Here is an 18,688-nt window from a genome sequence, read left to right as displayed (position 1 = left end):
AGGCGTTAAACCCGCCCCATTTACTCGCGGCGAACTAGCTGAAGCGCTATCAACTGATCCTGCTTTTCAGCATTAGCCCCAGGCATTAACTCCTGAAGAGAAACCCGTAGAGTATTCTCGCCTGAGTTTATTACCAACTTACCGAGATATGAATTTTTAATATCTTTACTAATAGTTTCATATTTATCAAAATTGTCCCAATAGGCACTTTCATTTCTTAGCAAAAAACCTATCGGTCTGGTTTTGGCGTTACTCAATGTGGCTGCCGTCTCTTCAGATTCTACTTGGACGGAAAAAACCTTCCCTTCATGACTGCTCATTCTGGTCATTAAATAGACATCGTACTCACCCGGGGTATGCACCTCAATGTGGTAATCAGCCCAAAGACCGGTTTTAGTCCAGTTCGCGAGATAATGGTCATGATTATTTAACTCACGACTTAGATCAGAGGGCGCATAAGCCAAAATCTGACTAACAATTTGGCCATCAAGACCGATTTGAAAAACGGGCATCTTCATAGCGTGAGCTTCATTAGCAATCTCTTCAAACCAGAGCTCTAGCTCTTTATTTAAAGATTTTGCGATTTCAGGCTTAAACTCGACCAGATTACGATGCTCTTTTGGATCTGCAATAACATCAAATAACTCGTTATCGCCTGCTTTGATTTCGTTTTTAATAAATTTGTAATTTCCCCTTCTAATGGCTAAACGCTGCTGTTCAAATTTGAGTGATTTACGATAGCTTTCAGTAAGAGGTCGATAGAAGCCTGAAGTATCCATATTGTTTGCTGGTGTTTGCGACAAAGGACTAGCCCAAGCATTAATGACGCTTTTTTCAGCAATTTCTCTTCCTTCAAGCGCTGGAATCAGGCTCCGACCATCAATGTTCAGATTCGGATCTATATCAATGCCAGCTAGTTGCATAATGGTAGGAAATATATCCTCGGCACTCGCACCGACTTGTATACCCTCGGGGGAATAATGCTTACCCCAACGAACAAATAGTGGAGATTTAATGCCGTTCTCCCAGTTTTTGCTTTTCATGCCCCGCCGCTGACTCGGGTTACGAAGATTCCACTCCTCTTCGTTTAAACCGAAACGATAACTCTTCACCCAAGGACCATTATCACTTAGAAAGATCACTACGGTGGTATCAGCTAATTGGTACTCATCCAAAGCAGAAAGTAATCGGCCAATATTATCATCTAGGTTGTCTATCATCCCAAAAAGTGAAGCAGCGGCGTAAGAGTAACCTTTGCTCTGATAATGGGCGATATGCTCGGCAGGAGCTCGCCAAGGATTATGAGGTGCCATGTAAGGAACATAAGCAAAAAACTGTTTATCTTGGTGGCGAGCCAGAAAGTCAATTGCCATATCCGTAATTACATTAGTGGCAAACCCCTTCGTGCTCACCTCCTTACCGTTCAGAAGACCGTTATTGTCAAAATAATTATAAAGGGTTGCATAATATGCCTCCTCAAAACCTCTGTCCCAAGGCATGTAGCCCTGGGTCTTACCACTGTGCCACTTTCCCCACATACCCGTCGCATAACCATTCTCTTGCAACAATTCAGGAAGTAGAGTTTCACTTAGGTGAATAAAATCCCGCCCAGCATGAACCCCCGAAACGCCTGTACGCCAAAAATGACGTCCGGTCAGAAGCGAAGCTCGGGTGGGGGCGCAGACAGATGAAACATAAAAGTTCTCAAACCGCACTGATTCTCTTGCCAACTGATCCAATGAAGGTGTCTCAATCACTCTATTACCGTGAATAGCCAAATCGTCATAACCAAGATCATCTACCTGAATCAATAAAAAATTAGGCTTACTCAAAAGCTCAGCCCCACTTGAACTTGACAGATTTTCCATTTCCAGCGCGTGACTAGCTCTTGTGTAGATCAGTAAGACAATGCATAGAAAAATCGTTAAGTTGCTCTTCATATATTTACCTCGACTTAAGTATTTTATTTGTATCGGGGTGTTTAGCTTCGCTCGCAGCATGACAGTAAATAGCGGTGTGCCGGACCGCCCGTCACCTCGTCTAATTAGTCATCCTCCTGGCCAGTTAGCCTTGCACCGCCCACTAATCCCGCTTTCTGCCCCCAAAATTGAGCCACCCTAGCCATCCCAGCCTAGAGTTATAGCCCCCCCGATAAAGGAGTGTTCCTAGTTTTGTAATGCAGCACAAACCGGTTCCATTTAAGGAAAATTTTCTTGCAGTTTAAAAATTATTAGTTTAATTTAATGTAACCGATTTCACCATCTGTATAAGTATTAGTGAATTTGGTTACAAGAGGCTGTAGCGTATAAATATACTAATTGAAAGCGCTCAACCGCCTTTTTATAAGTAAAATCTTTTTTACAACTGCGATCAAGTACAGCGGCAAATTTACATATATTTGTAATCGATTACACTTTGTTGCGCCTCTGTAAGTTGAGAACATTTACAGTAGAAAAACATATAACGATAAGGAGTCACACCCATGATCCGTAACATCTTTGCCCGAAAAGAACTGGCGGCAATTATTTCTGCGACTGTGCTAGCTGGAAGTTACCACCCGAGCTTCGCCCAAGAAGAAAACAGCCAACTCCTTGAGGAAGTTGTTGTAACAGGGGTGCGTGCCGCTCAGGAAAATGCCGTTAACATCAAACGCGATGCCGACTCAGTGGTGGATGCCATCTCTGCAGAAGACATTGGTAAACTGCCCGATGTGACCATCTCTGACTCGCTGCAACGCATCAGTGGGGTTCAAATTCGCCGCTCGGCCGGTGAAGGTACCTCCTTGAATATTCGCGGCATGCCTCAGGTTCTGACGACGTTAAATGGCGAGTCTTACTTAGGGGCCAACTCATTAACTTCGGTCCAGCCGAACTACAGTGATATCCCCTCTCAACTGTTCTCTGGCGCTGAGGTTGCTAAGTCGCAAACCGCCGATATGAACGCAGGCGGCATTACCGGCATCGTAGATTTACAAACTTACCGCCCGTTTGATTTTGACGACGGATTTACAATTTCTGGCGCCGCCTCTGTCTCCCAGGGTGACGACACCCAAGAAACAGACCCATCCGCCAACCTTGTATTGAACTGGAAATCAGACCGTATTGGTGTTTTAGCGTCGGTAAGCCAACAAGAGGCCACCCTTGCTAATTACTACGCAGGCATCAGTGGCGGCGGTTCGAGTGCAGGCTGGTCGGGCTTTGCCGGTGAAAACTCATCCTATAATTGGGTCGACGCCAACAATCCTACATTTGCAGATCGAGTGACCGATGGCGGTGTTGATATAAATGGGGATGGAGACTTGGGTGAGACCTACTGGGCTTATCAGGGGCACAGAGCTTTCTATCGTGAGACTGAACGCGAACGTACAGGCGCAAACTTGGCCGTTCAGGTGGATATGGGTGCGGGTTTTGAATTGATTGCCGAGGCTTTAATCACAGACCTCGAAGACAATGATTACATGACCGGCATTGACCATTCAGATAAATGGCAGCGTTGGGGCTGGTTCGACCCTACCGTTACCAGCGAAAAAGATGCTATTGCCAACAATCGAAATCTTGTTACCGTACAGGAATACACAGGCAATGGGCGCCGGATAAAATCCTATTCAGCGGTACAAACCCAAACATCCGAGTCACAAAACTACAATATTGAACTGAATTACGACAACGGTGGAGCCTTCACCGGATCTGCGCGTTTAGTTCACGGCACTGCCGAGCAAGAACGCTTGAATAGCTATATGGATATCGATATGGCTAAGGGAAATCAGTGGGGTGTGGAGTGTCAATATTATCCCGCCGGCACTGCAGGTGAACAAGGCGATTGCGCCGATGGACAACTACAAACCAACCCGAACGGGTACCTCGGTTATCCGACATTAACCGTAAACTATCAAGGGGACTCACCAAGCTGGAGCGGTTTTGAAAATAATGCCAATATTGGCCCTAACGGTGAGTCAATGGGAGCCGCCCGCAGCATTGCCGATTATATTAGCGATGTTAATAGTTATTCTTTAGGGGCGCTCACCTCAGAGAATAACTTTAGTCGAGAGGGAGAGCTGAATGTCGCTCGTTTCGACGGTGAATATCGTTTTGATGGTTCGTTTATTACCTCACTTGAGTTTGGTGCCCGCCTCAGTGACCGAGAAGTCGACAACTTTGAATTCGACCTATTATCACCAGTAGGTGCCAACGGCTGTGGCGTAAAATGGAAAGCGACCGACGTTATTTTAAACGGGGGCGGAATCGAAGGAGCCTGTACAGATAGCGATGGTGAAAATTATTACACCGCTGGCATCCCTACCCCTATCTCAACCTTAAACGCTGTGCAGGTATCTGATTTTGGTAGCGTTACGGGCATACCCGCCATTTGGACGGTTGATCCAACCAGCATGAAAAACGTCGAGTCTTATCATGATGGGTTGTACCCTGGTACTTACCGGGCCGTAAATCCGGGGCGCTCTTACAATGTGCAACTCGAAGAGCTTAGCTATTATCTAAAAGCCAATTTTGAAACCGGAATCATGAGTGGTAACTTTGGTCTCAAAGCCGTGAATTCCGATCTAACGGTAGTTCAAAATGAAGTGGGTGCCGCACAGCCTTATGGTGCCGCGTCTCAGGATGCTGGCGATATAACCACCGAGCGTTCGATTGATCATCTGTTGCCATCACTGAATTTGCGCTTTGATTTAAGCGATAACCTAGTACTGCGTAGCTCACTGACTCGCACTGTTGCCCCGCTTAATTTGGCTCAATGGGGGGGCGGCTTGTCACCCAGCTATGCCATTGACTCGAATCCAGAGAGCGAAACCTATAACAAATTTATTGTTACCACCGCATCCTCAAGCGGCAACCCAGAGTTAGATCCCTGGCAAGCCACGAACTATGACATTTCGTTGGAGTATTACTTAGGTGGTGCCAGTGCATTATCAGCCGGCTGGTTCTACATCGATGTTGAAAGCTTTATCGAAAGTGGCTCTGTGACCATGGCCCTTCCTGACCAAGATGGGGTCGTGCGTCGCGAAGTTCCGGTTTCTACCAGTGTTCAAGGCGATGGCGGTGTGCTTAAGGGTATCGAGTTAGCCGCTAAGCTGGCTTTTGCCGACTTTGTTGATAACGACCTTTTAGCCGGGTTCGGTGTAGATGCAAACTACACTTACTCGCCCAGTTCATCAGGCAATCAGGGTTTGAATGGTGATGACCTGCCCTTCCAGGACAATTCTAAAGACGTTATTAACTTGGTCGGTTGGTATGAAGCGGGGCCGTTCCAGGCTCGACTGGCTTACAACTTCCGCAGTGAGCGCGTCGTTGGCTTTAACCAAACCTGGGGTGAGGGCACATTGTGGCAAGACTCCACCGCTTACGTAGATGCCTCGGCCAGTTACGACATTAACGACAACATCAGTGTCTTTCTGAACGCCTCTAACCTGACGGGAGAAAAAGAAACCTACTACCTTGAATGGAAAGATCAGTTCGCGTGGCAAAACGAGTACGAAACCCGCTACACCGTGGGTGTTCGGGCGACGTTTTAACACCTAACACCTCCATTCACCGGGGCTGGATAGGCAAGCCCCGGAATCGCTCAGGTTTGATCTCCTCTGGGCATCGCTTAGGCGCGGCAACCTGGTTGCTGCGCCCTTTTTGTTCGTAATACGCAGTTAAAGCGAGACTCCTCATGCGACACTTTTTAATTGTTATGTGTTTCCTAACGGTTTTTAGCAGTGCCATACAGGCTGAAGAGCGTTCGAGCCAACTTCCTAATATCGTACTGATCATTACTGATGATCAGGGCTGGGGGGATTTATCCGCCCACGGCAATAAAATACTGACAACTCCCGGTCTTGATAAGTTAATGAACCAAGGCGTACGTTTCGACCGTTTTTACGCCAGCCCGGTTTGCTCACCAACCCGAGCCAGTGTTCTTACCGGCCGTCACTCCCTGTCCACCGGCGTGTTCAGTGTTACCCGCGGCGGCGAAAAAATGTTGAGTGACGAAACCACCCTTGCCGAGCATTTACAGCGGGCGGGATACCGCACGGGCTTATTCGGTAAATGGCACAACGGTCTGCAATACCCATACAACCCTAACGGCCAGGGCTTTGAAGAATTCTACGGTTTTGCCGATGGCCACATCACCGACTACTTTGACGGTGAAATCACTCACAATCGCAGCAAAATTCCTTTCACCGGCTATTTACCCGACCGACTGACCGATAAAGCCATAGACTTTATGGCGCAAAGTCATCAGCCGTTTTTTACCATGCTGAGCTTCAATACCCCTCACAGCCCTTTTGAATTACCGCAATCCCTGTTCGACAAATACGCGGCCATGGGTTTGGATAATGTGGACGCCAGTGTCTACGGCATGATGGAAAATATTGACCAGAATATTGAGCGCTTAACCCAAAGCCTGGAACAACAAGGCAAAGATAAAAACACCATTATTGTTTATTTATCGGATAACGGCCCCGCGTTTCCCGGTGGTAATTCGCGCTACAACGGCCACTTAAAAGGCTGGAAAGGTAAGCTGGACGAAGGCGGCGTGCGCGTGCCTTTTGTCATTTGGTGGCCAGAAAAGTTACCGGCACTACAAACGCAGGTACCGGGGCAACACATCGACATTTTGCCGACGTTACTCTCGCTGGCAGGCATACCGATTAAATCTGAAAAGCCTATTCACGGAGTCGATTTAAGCCCGGTTTTGCAACAAAAAGAGAACAACCTGAGCGAGCGAGCGCTGTTTACTCACCATTTCAGGAACACACGTCGCCCCAGCGAAAACCCGGTTCAGCTGTCTCCTGGCGCTATTCGTCAAGGCGACTGGGCGGCCATTGTGGATCACAGTGGGCAGTGGCAGCTTTACAACCTAAGCCATGACCCGGCGCAAAAACAGGATGTCAGCAGCGACCATACGGCTACACTTGCCCAGCTGAAAACCCGCTACGAGCAGTGGTATAAGGCTACACGTTTAAGTGATTACACCCCCTTGCCGATTCCATTAGGTTTAGCCGCCGCCCCTAACACTGAGCTACCGGCACACGAAGCAGAAATTGTGCAGGAAGGGGTTGATTATCGCTTTCGGGATGGCTGGTCCCACGATTGGCTGATCAGCAATCAGCAAAAGCCGGGACGCGCCAGTTGGCCTGTTGAGATCACCCGACAGGGGCGCTATCAAATAACCGTGCACTACAGCACCCCCAATGGCGACTACAAAGGCACAGCCAAGCTGCATGTCGCAGAGCAGAGCGCTGACATAACCACTTTTACACCGCACGTAAGCAAAGTCCGCGAGGGTAAGCGCCTCGCCGAGACCGGTGAAGCCCCCACCCAAAGTTGGGCTGAAAAAACTCTGACGCTGCTTTTATCGCCCGGCAGCGGCGATCTGCAATTGGAGTTTGGTCAAGACAGCGAGGGGAACAATCTGGAAGTGAAAGGATTAACGATAGAGCTTTTAGCGGACAAAGCCAAAAGCTGAATGAGTCAGTGAATGTGAAGCCGATGCGGGGTGTCGCTCCTGCATCGGCTTTTAATGCTTATAACGCCCCCGTGTCGCGCAACAGTTGGTCTATTTTTTCTGCCATAACTCGATAACCCTGTGCATTCGGATGCACCCGGTCTGATCGTAAATCACTGTCACCTAACACATCGGCCACGACATCCCCTTGCAGCGGTATCTGATTGTGTTCTGCCAGCCGTTCATAAATCGGTTCTTCGCGCAGCAGTAAAGAACGCTTAGGCACCCCCATTAAAACCACCTGCACGCCACGCGCGTGGGCCAGGTCGATCATCGCTTGCAGGTTATTGTGCATCGCCGTCATATCGAGTGAACGCAAAATATCATTGCCGCCATGACACAAAAGCAGCAGGCTCGGCTGTATCTCGTCCAGCACCGCAGGCAGACGGGCGAGCCCTTCGGCCGATACCTCCCCGGGAATACCACGATTCACCACGGTACGATGTATCATCGCCGCCAGTTGCTCCGGGTAGCCCTGCCCTTCGGCAGCGCCGGTGCCATAGGTCAGGCTATCGCCGAACGCCAGCACCACCGCATGTTGCTCCAGAGACTCAAGCTCGGGGCCCGGTGAGCAGGCCGCAAGAAAACAACACAACAAAAATAAATAACAACGCTTTAGCATTATGCAGGCACCGTGCGTTCAGCCGCCCAGTGGCGTAAATGGGCAATTTTTTCTTGCATCACCACCGACAAAGGGCTGGTGCTTTCACATTGCGCGATGAGTGAATCAGTGGTTACGGCCGTCTCTTCAGCCTGAGCGGCAAATACCGCAGCGACTACAGCCTGCTCAATTTCAGCACCGTTAAACCCGGCACTGGCCTCACTCAACGCGGCCAAATCATAGTCAGCGCAATGGAGCTGTCGTTTTGCCAAATGAATCGCGAAAATATCTTCGCGCACGGCAGCCTCGGGTAAATCCACAAAAAAGATTTCATCCAGCCGACCTTTACGAATTAACTCGGGGGGCAAACGACTGATGTCGTTACTGGTGGCCACAATAAACACTCGACTGGGGCGCTCGGCCATCCAGGTCAATAAGGTACCCAATAAACGCTGCGCCGTGCCATTGTCGGAGGATTCCTGGCTCATGGCTTTTTCAATTTCATCCATCCATAACACGCAGGGCGACATGGCATCGGCCAGCTGCAGCGCCTCGCGTAAATTGCGTTCTGTTTCACCGATGTATTTATTAAACAGCGCGCCCATATCCAGCCGCAGCAATGCCAGTCCCCACATTCCCGCCACCGCTTTAGCGGCTAAACTTTTACCACCGCCCTGTACCCCCAGCAGCAAAATTCCCTTGGGCTTATCCAGACTGGATTCACTGTTTACAAACGCTTCACGGCGCTGTTCAAGCCAGCTTTTCAAATTATGCAGCCCGCCGACATTGGCAAAATCGTCCACTTCCGACTCAAAGCTGACAATTCCTTCCAAATCCAAAAGCTGAAACTTACTTTTATTAATACGCGGTAAATCACTGGCCGAGATGGCGCCGTCGTCCCAAATGGCAGACCGCACCAAACGGCGTACATCGCTCACGCTTAACCCTTGTAAGGTTGCCACCAGTTTTTTCAAGGTAACACTATCGGTTTTAATTCGCGCATCGCCGTGTTTTTGCGACCAAAGCTTCGCCTCTTCTCGCACCAGATTCAATATTTTGTCGTCGCTGGGTAAGGGCATAGCAAAACCCGTGGCATAGCGCGATAACTCTTGCGGCAGTTTTAAGCGATGGCTGACAAAAATTAAGGTGTTAGGTACCGCTAAATGATTCAACGCAATATCTTTAATTAAACGCACCACTTCTGGCTGGTCTTGCAAAAAAGGATGAAAGTCACATAACACGTAAATGCAGGCTTCGTGGGAAGATTTAATATGGCGCAGCAACTCCACAGGCTCATTAAACTTGGTTTCTTTCGCCACCACCTGAGGGCCAAAACTTAACGTGCTTAAACCATCGGTGAGGCTCCACCGAGCAAGCTTGGCAAAGCGCTCACGCGCAACGGCCAACAGCATCTCTTCAACTTTTTTTTCCTCAAAGGTCTCAATCACAACCAGCGGAATACTGGCATCCATGATTTGTTTAATTTCCGTAATTGATTGCACCTAACACCTCATTTTTCTTTTCATGATGGGCCTGTCACGCAATTGCAACTTGACTGACAGACCATAGCCGCTAGAATTTGGACTGTTTTGGCCCGAGCCTACTCTTGTGACCCACTATTTTATCTTGTTCCTGTGCTTATTTGTTGCCTCTGGTGTCCAGGCTCAACCCTCTCCCCATACCCCGACAATTACCTTTACTTGCTCACTCCCCGAAGATATGCCTGCGGCGATTGAAATCCGGCGTTATTATGAGCTGGCTTTTGCCAACCTAGGGTATCAGTTCGAGATGCTTCACCGCCCTATCAAGCGCGCCCTGGCGGAAGCTCGCTCGGGCACCAGCGACGGGGAATGCGCTCGCATTACTCGGTTTTTCGATCAGTCCGAGGTTGAAAATCATCAGCTCATTCCAATTAACGTAGTGGTCGGCATTAGCACAATGAATATCTGGAGCCGTGAACAGGGGCCTTTAACCGCTAGCGACCTGTTGCACTCGGAGCATAACATTTGTTACATCACTGGCAGCACGGCCAGCGAAATATGGCTTAATACCATGATCGAAAAAACAGGCCAAACTCCGGCCTTTTTTGCGGTTAATTCCTACGAAACAGGTTTGCGAATGCTGTCTTTTGGCCGCATCACGCATTGCATTGGCCCTCAAATTTCTTTTCAGGCGGCAGCCCAGAAAATCAACTTAAGTGGGCAGGTTTATAACAATGGCCAACTACTTGAGATCGAAGCAGGCCCCCTGCTGCACGTTCGCCACCAGGCCATAGCCGAAGATTTTACCCGCGAGCTGCAGAAGGTAGTGGACAAACATGGCATACTTCAACACTAGTCAATAACCGCAGCGCAGGACCTTTCATGCTCAATCACTCATTGCTTGACCAACTGGTACTCAAAGCTGACCGCACCCTTAAAGCCATGGCCGGTGGTCGGGCGGTCAAAACCCGTCCGAGCCCAGCTTGCAACACGCCTGAATCGGATCTCGACCTTGCAGAAAAGCGCCATGCGGCGGGTTTGATGCGGGTAAACCATGCGGGAGAAGTCTGCGCACAGGGCCTGTATGAAGGCCAGGCTTTAACCGCCAAACTGCCTCAAGTACGAGAGCAAATGCAGGAAGCCGCAGACGAAGAGGAAGATCACCTCTTCTGGTGCCAACAGCGGCTGGAGGAGCTTGACAGCCATACCAGCTATTTGAACCCCCTTTGGTATACCGCCTCATTCGCCATAGGAGCAACAGCCGGCTTGATCAGTGACAAAATCAGCTTAGGTTTTGTGGCCGCCACCGAAGAACAGGTTTGTAAACACCTGGAATCACACCTTAAAAGTTTACCCGCGCAGGATGAAAAGTCTCGTGTAATTGTTGAACAAATGCTCGAAGATGAGGCCCGCCACGCGCACACGGCCATAGAATCTGGCGGTGTGCGTTTCCCTGCCCCCCTCAAAGCCACCATGACACTGACCTCCAAAGCCATGACTAAAGCCAGTTACTACCTATAACCGCCAAACAACAATGAGTAGACTTTAAAAGATCGTATTATTTACGCTGACTCATAGGGTTCTTTACCGGTGCTGCACTACCTCAAAATTTTCAGCTGGCTACTATTTACCTTTGCCATTGTCGGCTTAATAGCCCTGCTGGCGGGGCTGGAACCGACGATGACCAGTGCGTATAAGGCGACCTGGTTATTGTTATTGCAAACCGTAATCGCGTCGGTTTTATTACTGGGTTTTCGCTGCTATCGCCAGGGGAAAATATCGGAAACGCTCTTGCTGTACACAGGCTGGGCGCTGATTGCTGTGCTGGTCATCTCGGGCCAGATTTGGCTAAACCTCTAGATGACTGGCTAAACCTCTAGCTAAATAGTTTCGCCAGAGTCAACAGCCCACGTTCGACCCGCGCATCCCACTTAACCGCGCAATTTAAGCGCAAACAGTTACCGAACTTTTCCGTTGCCGAGAATAGGCTCCCGGGGGCAAAGCTGACCCCCGCCTCCATGGCACTTTGCAATCGCTCGGAGGTATTGATCTTGCCCGGTAATTCAACCCACAGAACAAACCCTCCCGCCGGACGGCTGATGCGGGTATCAGGTGGAAACAACTGACTGACCCTCTCGGTCATCCGAGCTACAGCGAGCGAATAATCACTGCACATGCTGCGAATTAACCGTTGATAACGGCTTTTATCCAGCACTTCGGCCAACGCTAATTGGGCCGGGGTATTGACACTGACGGTGTTGATAAACTGCAGATATTCGGCGCGCTGAATATTTTTACCCGGCACCAGCCAACCTACCCGCAGCCCTGCCGCCAATGTTTTGGAGGACGAGGAGCAATAGTAAACCAAGCCTTTCGTATCCCAGCTTTTTACCGGCCGAGGTCTCGCACCATTAAGCGGTAACTCACCGTAAATATCATCTTCTACCAAGGGCACATTGTGTTTTTCCAGCAGGCGTAACAACTCTTTTTTACGCTCATCGGACAGACAGGTCCCCATCGGATTAGAAAAACTTGGCACAAAAACGCAAGCGGCCACGGGCCAGCTTTCTAACGCCAGCTCCAGTGCCCCCAGAGATAACCCCTCGGCGGGGTCGGTAGGAATTTCTAACGCTTTTAACCCCAGCTGCTCCACCACTTGCAGCAAGCCGTAATAGGTGGGCGATTCCAGCACCACTATATCGCCGGGGCGGGTGATTTGTTTAAGCGCAATGGCGATCGACTCTTGGCAACTGTTAGTAATCAACACCTGCTCCGGACTCACCCGACACTGCAAACTGGCCAGATGCCGAGCGATATGAGTTCGTAACTCTGGTGCCCCTGGCGGAAATTCATAGCCCACGCAGCGTTTACGCTGCTCACGCCACACCTGGCGAAAGGCTTTTTCAATGACATTAACCGGCAAAAAATCGGCGGCGGGAATAGCCGTGCCCAGGTTGACCATTTTAGGGTTGTTGGCGGCTTGTACCAGTTGCAACACACGCTCTTGGCCGGACACGGGCCTAGGTGTTTTACTCACAGAACGTATGCGCGGTGGCTTGTGTTTGGGCGCTGCCTGGCAGACAAAGTAGCCCGAACGCGGCTTGGCTTGTAAAAGCCCCCTGCGTTCCAGCTCCTGGCAGGCATTTACAGCGGTAGAAACACTCACCTTATGCTGTTGACTGAGCTTGCGCACTCCGGGCAGGGCCTTTGCCGCTGGGTAGACGCCATCTTCAATTAAAGTCTGTAAGTGATTGGCTAGTTCGCGGTAAAGCATTGGGGCACCTCTCTTGATGGCCATCAGTGTACGTTAGAGCAGCCAGACGCAGCAGTACAGTTGCCGACACCAACACCGGTACAGTTACCAAACAAAAAAATCTGTACCGCAGCAATTATCATTTGTTGCATCTGTACCGGCAAGACCTTCAAGCCCTATTCTGTGCCTTTATCGCAGGCATAAGGAAAAGGCCCCATGAACGAGACGTTACTGGCTCAGGTAAGCATTATTATGGTGATGGTCGGCACCCCCGGCCCCAACAACTTTTTATTGCTGAACTCCGGTGTTAACTTCGGCGTGCGCCGCTCTTTGCCTTTGCTGGCAGGCATTATTATTGGCTGTCTCGTAATGCTGCTTGCACTCGCTACCGGCTTGGAAGAAGTGTTTGTGCGCTACCCATTAAGCCTGACTATCATGCGTTTGGTCAGTGCGGGTTTTCTTGCCTATTTAGTGATTAAGTTGTTACAGACGCGAAGTGCCAACAGCCCCGCAGGCAGTGTTGGTAAACCTTTGGGGTTCTGGCAGGGAGCGGCCTTTCAATGGGTCAACCCCAAAGCCTGGATGATGTGCCTGTCGTTAATCACCGCCGGGGTAGTACATTCCAACATGGCACTATTGCTGGTCACTTTTGCCATAACCGCTCTGCCCCTGCTGCTAGCCTGGAATCTGGGTGGGTTGGCCTTGCGCCAGTGGCTAAGCGTGGGGGCCCGGTTGGTGTGGTTTAACCGGGTGATGGCGCTCTTGTTATTAAGCTGCGTGGTATTGATTTTTTAGCTACCACTATTAAGAGTTTACTGTCATCCCCACCACGGCAGAGTAAGCTCTGCCGTGGTGGGGATGTAAAATACCGACTTAACAAATAACGAGAAAACCCTTCAATACGCTGAGCGCCTTAGCATCCCCGATATTGCCAAACGATTTGGCTTTTCTCAAAGGCAGTTAGAGCGACGCATTGTTAACACCTTTGGTGCCAGCCCACGCGAGTACATTATCAGGCTTCGCACCTTGGTAGCCTGCGAACTTTTACGCAGCCGCCCCCCGTATCCGATGTAGCGTTTGAGTTTTGAGGTATTACCGCCACATTGCAGTTGTAGATATTTGCCTTAAAACATTAAAAAATAGTATTAAGAATTTTCCGATAGCGATCAAAGGCTTCAAATTGCGGCATGTGACCAATCCCTTCTAACTCGTGCAGTGTCGCATTCGGGATTTTCTCCGCAGCCGTTTTACCAAGCTGATCGTATTGCCCTAAAGTGCGTGTAACACCAGGTTTCTTCCAACCTCGGCCAGGGCCTGTGGTATCACGGGTGCCAATAATTAAATGCACCGGCATGCTCAGTTGCTCAAATTCGTTGATCACCGCACCGGTAAAAATCACGTCGTAGGTTTGGGCGTTGTTCCACGCAACCGTCTGCCAGTCCGGGCCATTGATCCACCCTTTATGGATAGTAGTCAAAGCTTCGTATTCGTCGCTCCATTTGCCGTCGTAATAATTCTTTTGTTGGTAAGCAATCACATCAGCCGCGGTTTTATTCAATTCATTGTGATAGAAAAATTGCGGGTCTTTATAGTCGACATATTTTAAATAATCCTCCAGCCCTACGGGGTTAACCAACACCAACTCACTGACCTGAGCGGCGTAATTGAGCGCATAACGACTGGCCAGCATACCTCCCATAGAGTGTCCCATTAGTATAGGTTTATTAATCTTCAGCTTTTGCACCAACGCATAAGTATTGGCTACCAAGGCCTCGGCACTAAACTGATAATGCGCGGGCTTTGAAGACTTACCAAAGCCGACTTGATCGGGCATTAAGACCCCGTAGCCACGGTCGTGTAAATATTGCGCGGTTTTTTGCCAGTAGTCGGAAGCGAAGTTCTTACCGTGCATCAAAACCACGGTTTTTTTGCCTTGAGCAGCGGGTAGGTGCATATACGCCATCTCAAGAGACTGGCGCTGGGAAGTAAACTCATAATTATGCACGGGATAGGGGTAAGGGTACTCGCTTAACCGCGCGTCAAATGAGGGCTCTTGTGCCAAGCTCCCCATTGATAGCCATAATAGACAACTAGCCACAATTAATGACGGATTTTTCATGCAGACTCCTGTGCGCTATGGTGTACACTTGCGTTGGTTCATTGGTGCAAGCAATGGTCCTCATTACAATAACATCTGACAGATCAAACTCTTGTGAACAGCCAGATACTTTTACAAAACATAATGCAAAACGATGGCGAGCTTCCCACCATCGAACTTTCAAGTTCCAGGTTAAGGTTGCGCCAATGGCACCTCTCTGACTACCCTGCCTTTGCCAGCATGAACCGACACCCTGAGGTCATGGCTTTTTTCCCATCCACTTTAACCACAACGGCCAGTAATGCTTTGGCACATAAGTGTCAGTTGGATATTGCCAAACGCGGCTGGGGATTATGGGCTTTGGAAATGACCACCAGCGGGGAGTTTATCGGTTTTACCGGCTTCAATATTCCCAGCAAAAACTTACCCTTCAGCCCCTGTATTGAAATCGCATGGCGTCTGGCTCGCCCCTACTGGCGCCAGGGCTACGCCACCGAGGCGGCACAAGCGGCTTTGGAATTTGGCTTTAATGCTCTGGGCTTTTCTGAGGTAGTGGCTTTTACGGCGCAGAATAATTTCCGTTCGCGCGCGGTTATGCTGCGGTTAAACATGCAGCCCAGTGACCAAAACTTTTTACACCCGGATATAGACCCACAACACCCGCTGGCCGAGCAGGCGCTGTTCAGCCTGACCCGCGAGCGCTGGCACGCCACCCATTCTGACGCCTGATTTAACCTGCATACGTATTCAATTTGTCTGCATACGTATGCAGCTTGGCGGTTAACCGTTTACACCCTTAGCGTCTAGTCTGGCATTTCCTAAATGCTGGCAGTCGCTTGTTTTCACGTCCGTGTCATATCTGCCTTCAAGACAATAATCATAATGAATTGGAGAACCTGAGATGAAATTAAAACAGTCTGTAAAAATGCTAAGTTCCGCAGCCGCCCTTTTGGCCGCCAGTCAAAGCGCCTCGGCAGGCAGCGCCTTTGTGCACTTATTTGAGTGGAGCTGGAACGATATCGCCCAGGAGTGTGAGACCTTTTTAGGCCCCAAAGGCTTCGATGCGGTGCAGATTTCACCGCCCAGCGAGCATGTGAATATCTCCGAGTGGTGGGCGCGCTATCAGCCTATCACCTACCAGAACCTGACCAGCCGCAGCGGCACCGAAGCCGAGCTGCAAAGCATGATCAACCGCTGCCACGCCGCAGGGGTAAAAATTTACGCGGATATCGTCGTCAACCAAATGGCGAATAATCTCGACGGCGGCAACACTGGCATAGGCGGCACGCCCTGGTCGCCGCGAAATTACCCTGAATTCAGCCCACAGGACTTTCACCCCAGCTGCGATACCAATTACGGCGATGCCAACTCGGTATGGAGCTGCGAGTTATACGGCATGCCGGATTTAGACCACAGCCTGCCCTACGTACGCGACACCATCGGCGCCTACATTAAGCGCTTAAGCGACATGGGGGTCGACGGCTTTCGCATTGATGCCTCAAAACACATGCCGCCTGCGGACATTCAAGGGTTCTTAAACGCCGCCGGTAACCCCTGGGTCTTTTTAGAGGTGATTGGCGCCGCCGGGGAAGCCTCGCAAATTCAACCGCCTAATTACACCTACCTGGGCCCTGTCACCGAGATGGGCTATGGCACGGCCGTGGCCGGTAACTTTAATGGCCAGATCAAACACTTGCTTAACCTGGGTGAAAGCTGGGGCCTGCTGCCATCAAACGACGCGCTGGTGTTTATCGATAACCACGACCGCGAGCGCGGCCACGGCGGCAATGGCAATTTAACCTATCACAATGGTGCTAAATACAATCTCGCCAATGTGTTTATGCTCGCCTACCCCTATGGCTACCCCAAAGTGATGTCCAGCTACCAGTTTGACCCCAACACCACGGCGGGCACGGATATGGGGCCACCCGCACCCGGCGGCTGCGATGCCAACGGCTGGGTGTGTCAGCACCGCTGGGGCAACATTGCCAACATGGTGGGTTTTAGAAACTACACCCTTGATGCCTGGAGCCTGGATAACGCCGTGACCATCAGCGACAACGCCATCGCCTTTGGGCGCGGCGACAAGGGCTTTGTGGTCATCAATAATGAAAGCCAAAGCATCAGCGAGACACTCTACACCGGCATGCCCGAGGGCAGCTATTGCGATATTCTCGCCGGGGAAGATGAGTGTAGCGGAACTCTGATTCAGGTAGATGCCAACGGCAATGCCACCTTCAATGTGCCCGCCGAATCGGCCTCGGCCATTCACGGCGGTGCCGTACCGGGCGGTAACCAAACCCCGACCGCTCAGATTAGCGCCGCGCCCGGCACCGAGGTTTCGGTGGGCACTCAGGTCACCCTGGATGCTTCTGGCTCCAGCGATCCGGACGGCAGTATCGTCTCTTATCAATGGAGCACCGGTGCGAGCAGCGCCGCCATCAGCGTTACACCGCAAAGTGCGGGCAGCAGCACCTACAGCGTTACGGTGACCGATAACCAGGGCGCCAGCGACGACGAGAGCCTTACCATCAGCGCGACCGATGGCGGCGCGGCCAGCAATTTTGAACAGCTGTATTTTCGCGGCACCGCCAATAGCTGGAACACCAAGGCAATGAACCTAGTGGCCGATTACACCTGGCAAACCGAGGTGTATTTTGATGGCCAGGCGAACCAGAGATTTAAATTCGATGTGTTTGGCGACTGGAGCTATAACTTTGGTGACAATGACGCCGACGGCACGCTGGAGCAAACCGGTGGGGATATTTTTACCAATGTGATTGGCCACTACCAAATCACGGTTAACGACCAGCAGCTGACCTACCAACTGCAACCCTTAGACGGGTTTAGCAGCAACTGGAGCGGCGTGTATGTACGCGGCACCTTCAACAACTGGGGCTGCACCGCCATGACACTGGTGGATGACAATACCTGGGCGGCCTCGGTCACTTTGGATGGGCAAAGTAACCAGCGCTACAAGTTTGATCGCCACTGCGACTGGAGCGATAACTACGGCGACAACAACGCCGATGGCAGTTTGGAGACTAACGGTGCGGATATTTTTATTGCCAGTAGCGGCGTTACAACCCTGCAGCTAAATGATGCCAGCCTGACCCATACACATTTTTAAATACGAGTACAAAGCCACAAAAAAAACCGCGCCATGCGCGGTTTTTTTATGCACTGATATCAGGAGTTTTTCGGGTAGATGAATCGTTACTCTACCTCAGCCAACACGGAATTTAGCGCCCGTGTGAGCGCGCGGTCGTCCCCTGCGTAGCGCAACCCCTGGCGGGCAAACTGTTCGGCCTGGCTCAGGCCGCCCATCTGCCAATAGCTCTGGGCCAGCATCAAATACGCCTTGGCGCTGCGCCGGTCGATGCGCAGGGCGCGCTCGGCGCTGGCAATAGCGCGGCTGAAATCGGCCTGTTGGTAATAGCCGTCCGCCTGGTTCAAAAGCGAGTTCACCGCTGAATTGGTGCCGGCCGCACGGGGCGTTGCAGGTTGAGTGTTGGGCGCGGTTTGCCGCTCAGCGGGAGGCTGGGTAATTTGCCAACCGCCGTTGTCTCTTTGGGGAGTCTCTGGCTCGGGCGCTTGTTCCTGCTCGGGTTGACGCTGGCTCGGTGGCGCAGGCGCGCCCCCCGCATCGCTCACCGGCGCCCCCGGCCCCGAGGTAGTCGAACAGCCGCCGAGCAACATCAGCAACACACCGGACATTAATATCGCTTTGTTCACGTCTTTCATAC

General features: G+C 50.8%; 15 protein-coding genes. 9 read left to right on the top strand and 6 right to left on the bottom strand.

The window, feature by feature from the left end; translation table 11 throughout:
* Nucleotides 1–20 precede the first annotated feature (20 nt).
* Complete coding sequence (locus tag D568_RS21280) at nucleotides 21–1,940, bottom strand: sulfatase-like hydrolase/transferase (RefSeq protein WP_169334813.1); 1,920 nt, start codon at nucleotides 1,938–1,940, stop codon at nucleotides 21–23.
* Between the two features lie 542 nt (nucleotides 1,941–2,482).
* Here D568_RS21280 and D568_RS0117405 point away from each other — a divergent pair.
* The gene (locus D568_RS0117405; protein WP_020210888.1) at nucleotides 2,483–5,527 is read left to right on the top strand and encodes a TonB-dependent receptor; all 3,045 of its coding nucleotides are present in this window, start codon (nucleotides 2,483–2,485) and stop codon (nucleotides 5,525–5,527) included.
* Nucleotides 5,528–5,670: 143 nt separating this feature from the next.
* The gene (locus D568_RS0117400; RefSeq protein WP_020210887.1) at nucleotides 5,671–7,470 is read left to right on the top strand and encodes an arylsulfatase; all 1,800 of its coding nucleotides are present in this window, start codon (nucleotides 5,671–5,673) and stop codon (nucleotides 7,468–7,470) included.
* 58 nt (nucleotides 7,471–7,528) lie between these two features.
* Here the strand turns inward: D568_RS0117400 and D568_RS0117395 are convergent, their stop codons facing one another.
* Together D568_RS0117395 and D568_RS0117390 are read right to left on the bottom strand one after the other, a co-directional pair.
* Entirely contained in the window at nucleotides 7,529–8,131 is a 603-nt protein-coding gene (locus D568_RS0117395; RefSeq protein ID WP_020210886.1) for an arylesterase, read from the bottom strand.
* Entirely contained in the window at nucleotides 8,131–9,612 is a 1,482-nt protein-coding gene (locus tag D568_RS0117390; protein WP_020210885.1) for an AAA family ATPase, read from the bottom strand. Before D568_RS0117390 ends, D568_RS0117395 begins: the two co-directional genes overlap by 1 nt.
* Nucleotides 9,613–9,718: 106 nt before the next feature.
* On the opposite strand from D568_RS0117390, the gene D568_RS0117385 reads away from it, so the two are divergent.
* The 3 genes from D568_RS0117385 (at nucleotide 9,719) to D568_RS0117375 (ending at nucleotide 11,451) form a co-directional block, all read left to right on the top strand.
* Complete coding sequence (locus tag D568_RS0117385) at nucleotides 9,719–10,447, top strand: hypothetical protein (RefSeq protein WP_020210884.1); 729 nt, start codon at nucleotides 9,719–9,721, stop codon at nucleotides 10,445–10,447.
* 26 nt (nucleotides 10,448–10,473) lie between these two features.
* Nucleotides 10,474–11,112, top strand: coding sequence for a 2-polyprenyl-3-methyl-6-methoxy-1,4-benzoquinone monooxygenase (coq7, locus tag D568_RS0117380; RefSeq protein ID WP_020210883.1), 639 nt, complete (start codon nucleotides 10,474–10,476; stop codon nucleotides 11,110–11,112).
* A 69-nt stretch (nucleotides 11,113–11,181) separates the two neighbouring features.
* Nucleotides 11,182–11,451, top strand: coding sequence for a hypothetical protein (locus tag D568_RS0117375; protein WP_020210882.1), 270 nt, complete (start codon nucleotides 11,182–11,184; stop codon nucleotides 11,449–11,451).
* A 16-nt stretch (nucleotides 11,452–11,467) separates the two neighbouring features.
* Here D568_RS0117375 and D568_RS0117370 read toward each other — a convergent pair whose 3' ends face one another.
* Nucleotides 11,468–12,865, bottom strand: a complete 1,398-nt coding sequence (locus tag D568_RS0117370) for an aminotransferase-like domain-containing protein (RefSeq protein WP_020210881.1) — start codon at nucleotides 12,863–12,865, stop codon at nucleotides 11,468–11,470.
* Between the two features lie 195 nt (nucleotides 12,866–13,060).
* On the opposite strand from D568_RS0117370, the gene D568_RS0117365 reads away from it, so the two are divergent.
* Both D568_RS0117365 and D568_RS22290 read left to right on the top strand, forming a co-directional pair.
* Nucleotides 13,061–13,639 (top strand): LysE family translocator, encoded by a 579-nt coding sequence (locus D568_RS0117365; RefSeq protein ID WP_020210880.1) that lies wholly within the window; start codon nucleotides 13,061–13,063, stop codon nucleotides 13,637–13,639.
* Nucleotides 13,640–13,762: 123 nt separating this feature from the next.
* Nucleotides 13,763–13,918, top strand: a complete 156-nt coding sequence (locus tag D568_RS22290; RefSeq protein ID WP_157497987.1) for a helix-turn-helix domain-containing protein — start codon at nucleotides 13,763–13,765, stop codon at nucleotides 13,916–13,918.
* A 58-nt stretch (nucleotides 13,919–13,976) separates the two neighbouring features.
* Here D568_RS22290 and D568_RS0117360 read toward each other — a convergent pair whose 3' ends face one another.
* On the bottom strand, nucleotides 13,977–14,963 hold the full coding sequence (locus D568_RS0117360) for an alpha/beta fold hydrolase (protein ID WP_020210879.1): 987 nt from the start codon (nucleotides 14,961–14,963) through the stop codon (nucleotides 13,977–13,979).
* 123 nt (nucleotides 14,964–15,086) lie between these two features.
* Here D568_RS0117360 and D568_RS0117355 point away from each other — a divergent pair, with 123 nt between their 5' ends.
* Both D568_RS0117355 and D568_RS0117350 read left to right on the top strand, forming a co-directional pair.
* The gene (locus D568_RS0117355; RefSeq protein ID WP_020210878.1) at nucleotides 15,087–15,671 is read left to right on the top strand and encodes a GNAT family N-acetyltransferase; all 585 of its coding nucleotides are present in this window, start codon (nucleotides 15,087–15,089) and stop codon (nucleotides 15,669–15,671) included.
* A gap of 172 nt (nucleotides 15,672–15,843) precedes the next feature.
* Nucleotides 15,844–18,072 carry an alpha amylase C-terminal domain-containing protein gene (locus D568_RS0117350; RefSeq protein ID WP_020210877.1) on the top strand — a complete coding sequence of 743 codons (2,229 nt, stop codon included), beginning with the start codon at nucleotides 15,844–15,846 and terminating at the stop codon, nucleotides 18,070–18,072.
* An 86-nt stretch (nucleotides 18,073–18,158) separates the two neighbouring features.
* Here the strand turns inward: D568_RS0117350 and D568_RS21275 are convergent, their stop codons facing one another.
* Nucleotides 18,159–18,686, bottom strand: coding sequence for a tetratricopeptide repeat protein (locus tag D568_RS21275; protein WP_020210876.1), 528 nt, complete (start codon nucleotides 18,684–18,686; stop codon nucleotides 18,159–18,161).
* Nucleotides 18,687–18,688: the final 2 nt, after the last annotated feature.

The organism is Gilvimarinus chinensis DSM 19667 (assembly GCF_000377745.1).
Classification (GTDB): domain Bacteria; phylum Pseudomonadota; class Gammaproteobacteria; order Pseudomonadales; family Cellvibrionaceae; genus Gilvimarinus; species Gilvimarinus chinensis.
The sequence above is the reverse complement of the archived record's forward strand: the minus strand, read 5'-3'. Positions and strand labels throughout refer to the sequence as shown.

Coding starts and splice junctions, on each gene's coding strand:
- D568_RS0117360 (WP_020210879.1), bottom strand. CDS start 14,963: ATGAAAAATCCGTCATTAATTGTGGCTAGTTGTCTATTATGGCTATCA.
- D568_RS21275 (WP_020210876.1), bottom strand. CDS start 18,686: ATGAAAGACGTGAACAAAGCGATATTAATGTCCGGTGTGTTGCTGATG.
- D568_RS0117370 (WP_020210881.1), bottom strand. CDS start 12,865: ATGCTTTACCGCGAACTAGCCAATCACTTACAGACTTTAATTGAAGAT.
- D568_RS0117365 (WP_020210880.1), top strand. CDS start 13,061: ATGAACGAGACGTTACTGGCTCAGGTAAGCATTATTATGGTGATGGTC.
- D568_RS0117405 (WP_020210888.1), top strand. CDS start 2,483: ATGATCCGTAACATCTTTGCCCGAAAAGAACTGGCGGCAATTATTTCT.
- D568_RS0117400 (WP_020210887.1), top strand. CDS start 5,671: ATGCGACACTTTTTAATTGTTATGTGTTTCCTAACGGTTTTTAGCAGT.
- D568_RS21280 (WP_169334813.1), bottom strand. CDS start 1,940: ATGAAGAGCAACTTAACGATTTTTCTATGCATTGTCTTACTGATCTAC.
- D568_RS0117355 (WP_020210878.1), top strand. CDS start 15,087: ATGCAAAACGATGGCGAGCTTCCCACCATCGAACTTTCAAGTTCCAGG.
- D568_RS0117395 (WP_020210886.1), bottom strand. CDS start 8,131: ATGCTAAAGCGTTGTTATTTATTTTTGTTGTGTTGTTTTCTTGCGGCC.
- D568_RS0117350 (WP_020210877.1), top strand. CDS start 15,844: ATGAAATTAAAACAGTCTGTAAAAATGCTAAGTTCCGCAGCCGCCCTT.
- coq7 (WP_020210883.1), top strand. CDS start 10,474: ATGCTCAATCACTCATTGCTTGACCAACTGGTACTCAAAGCTGACCGC.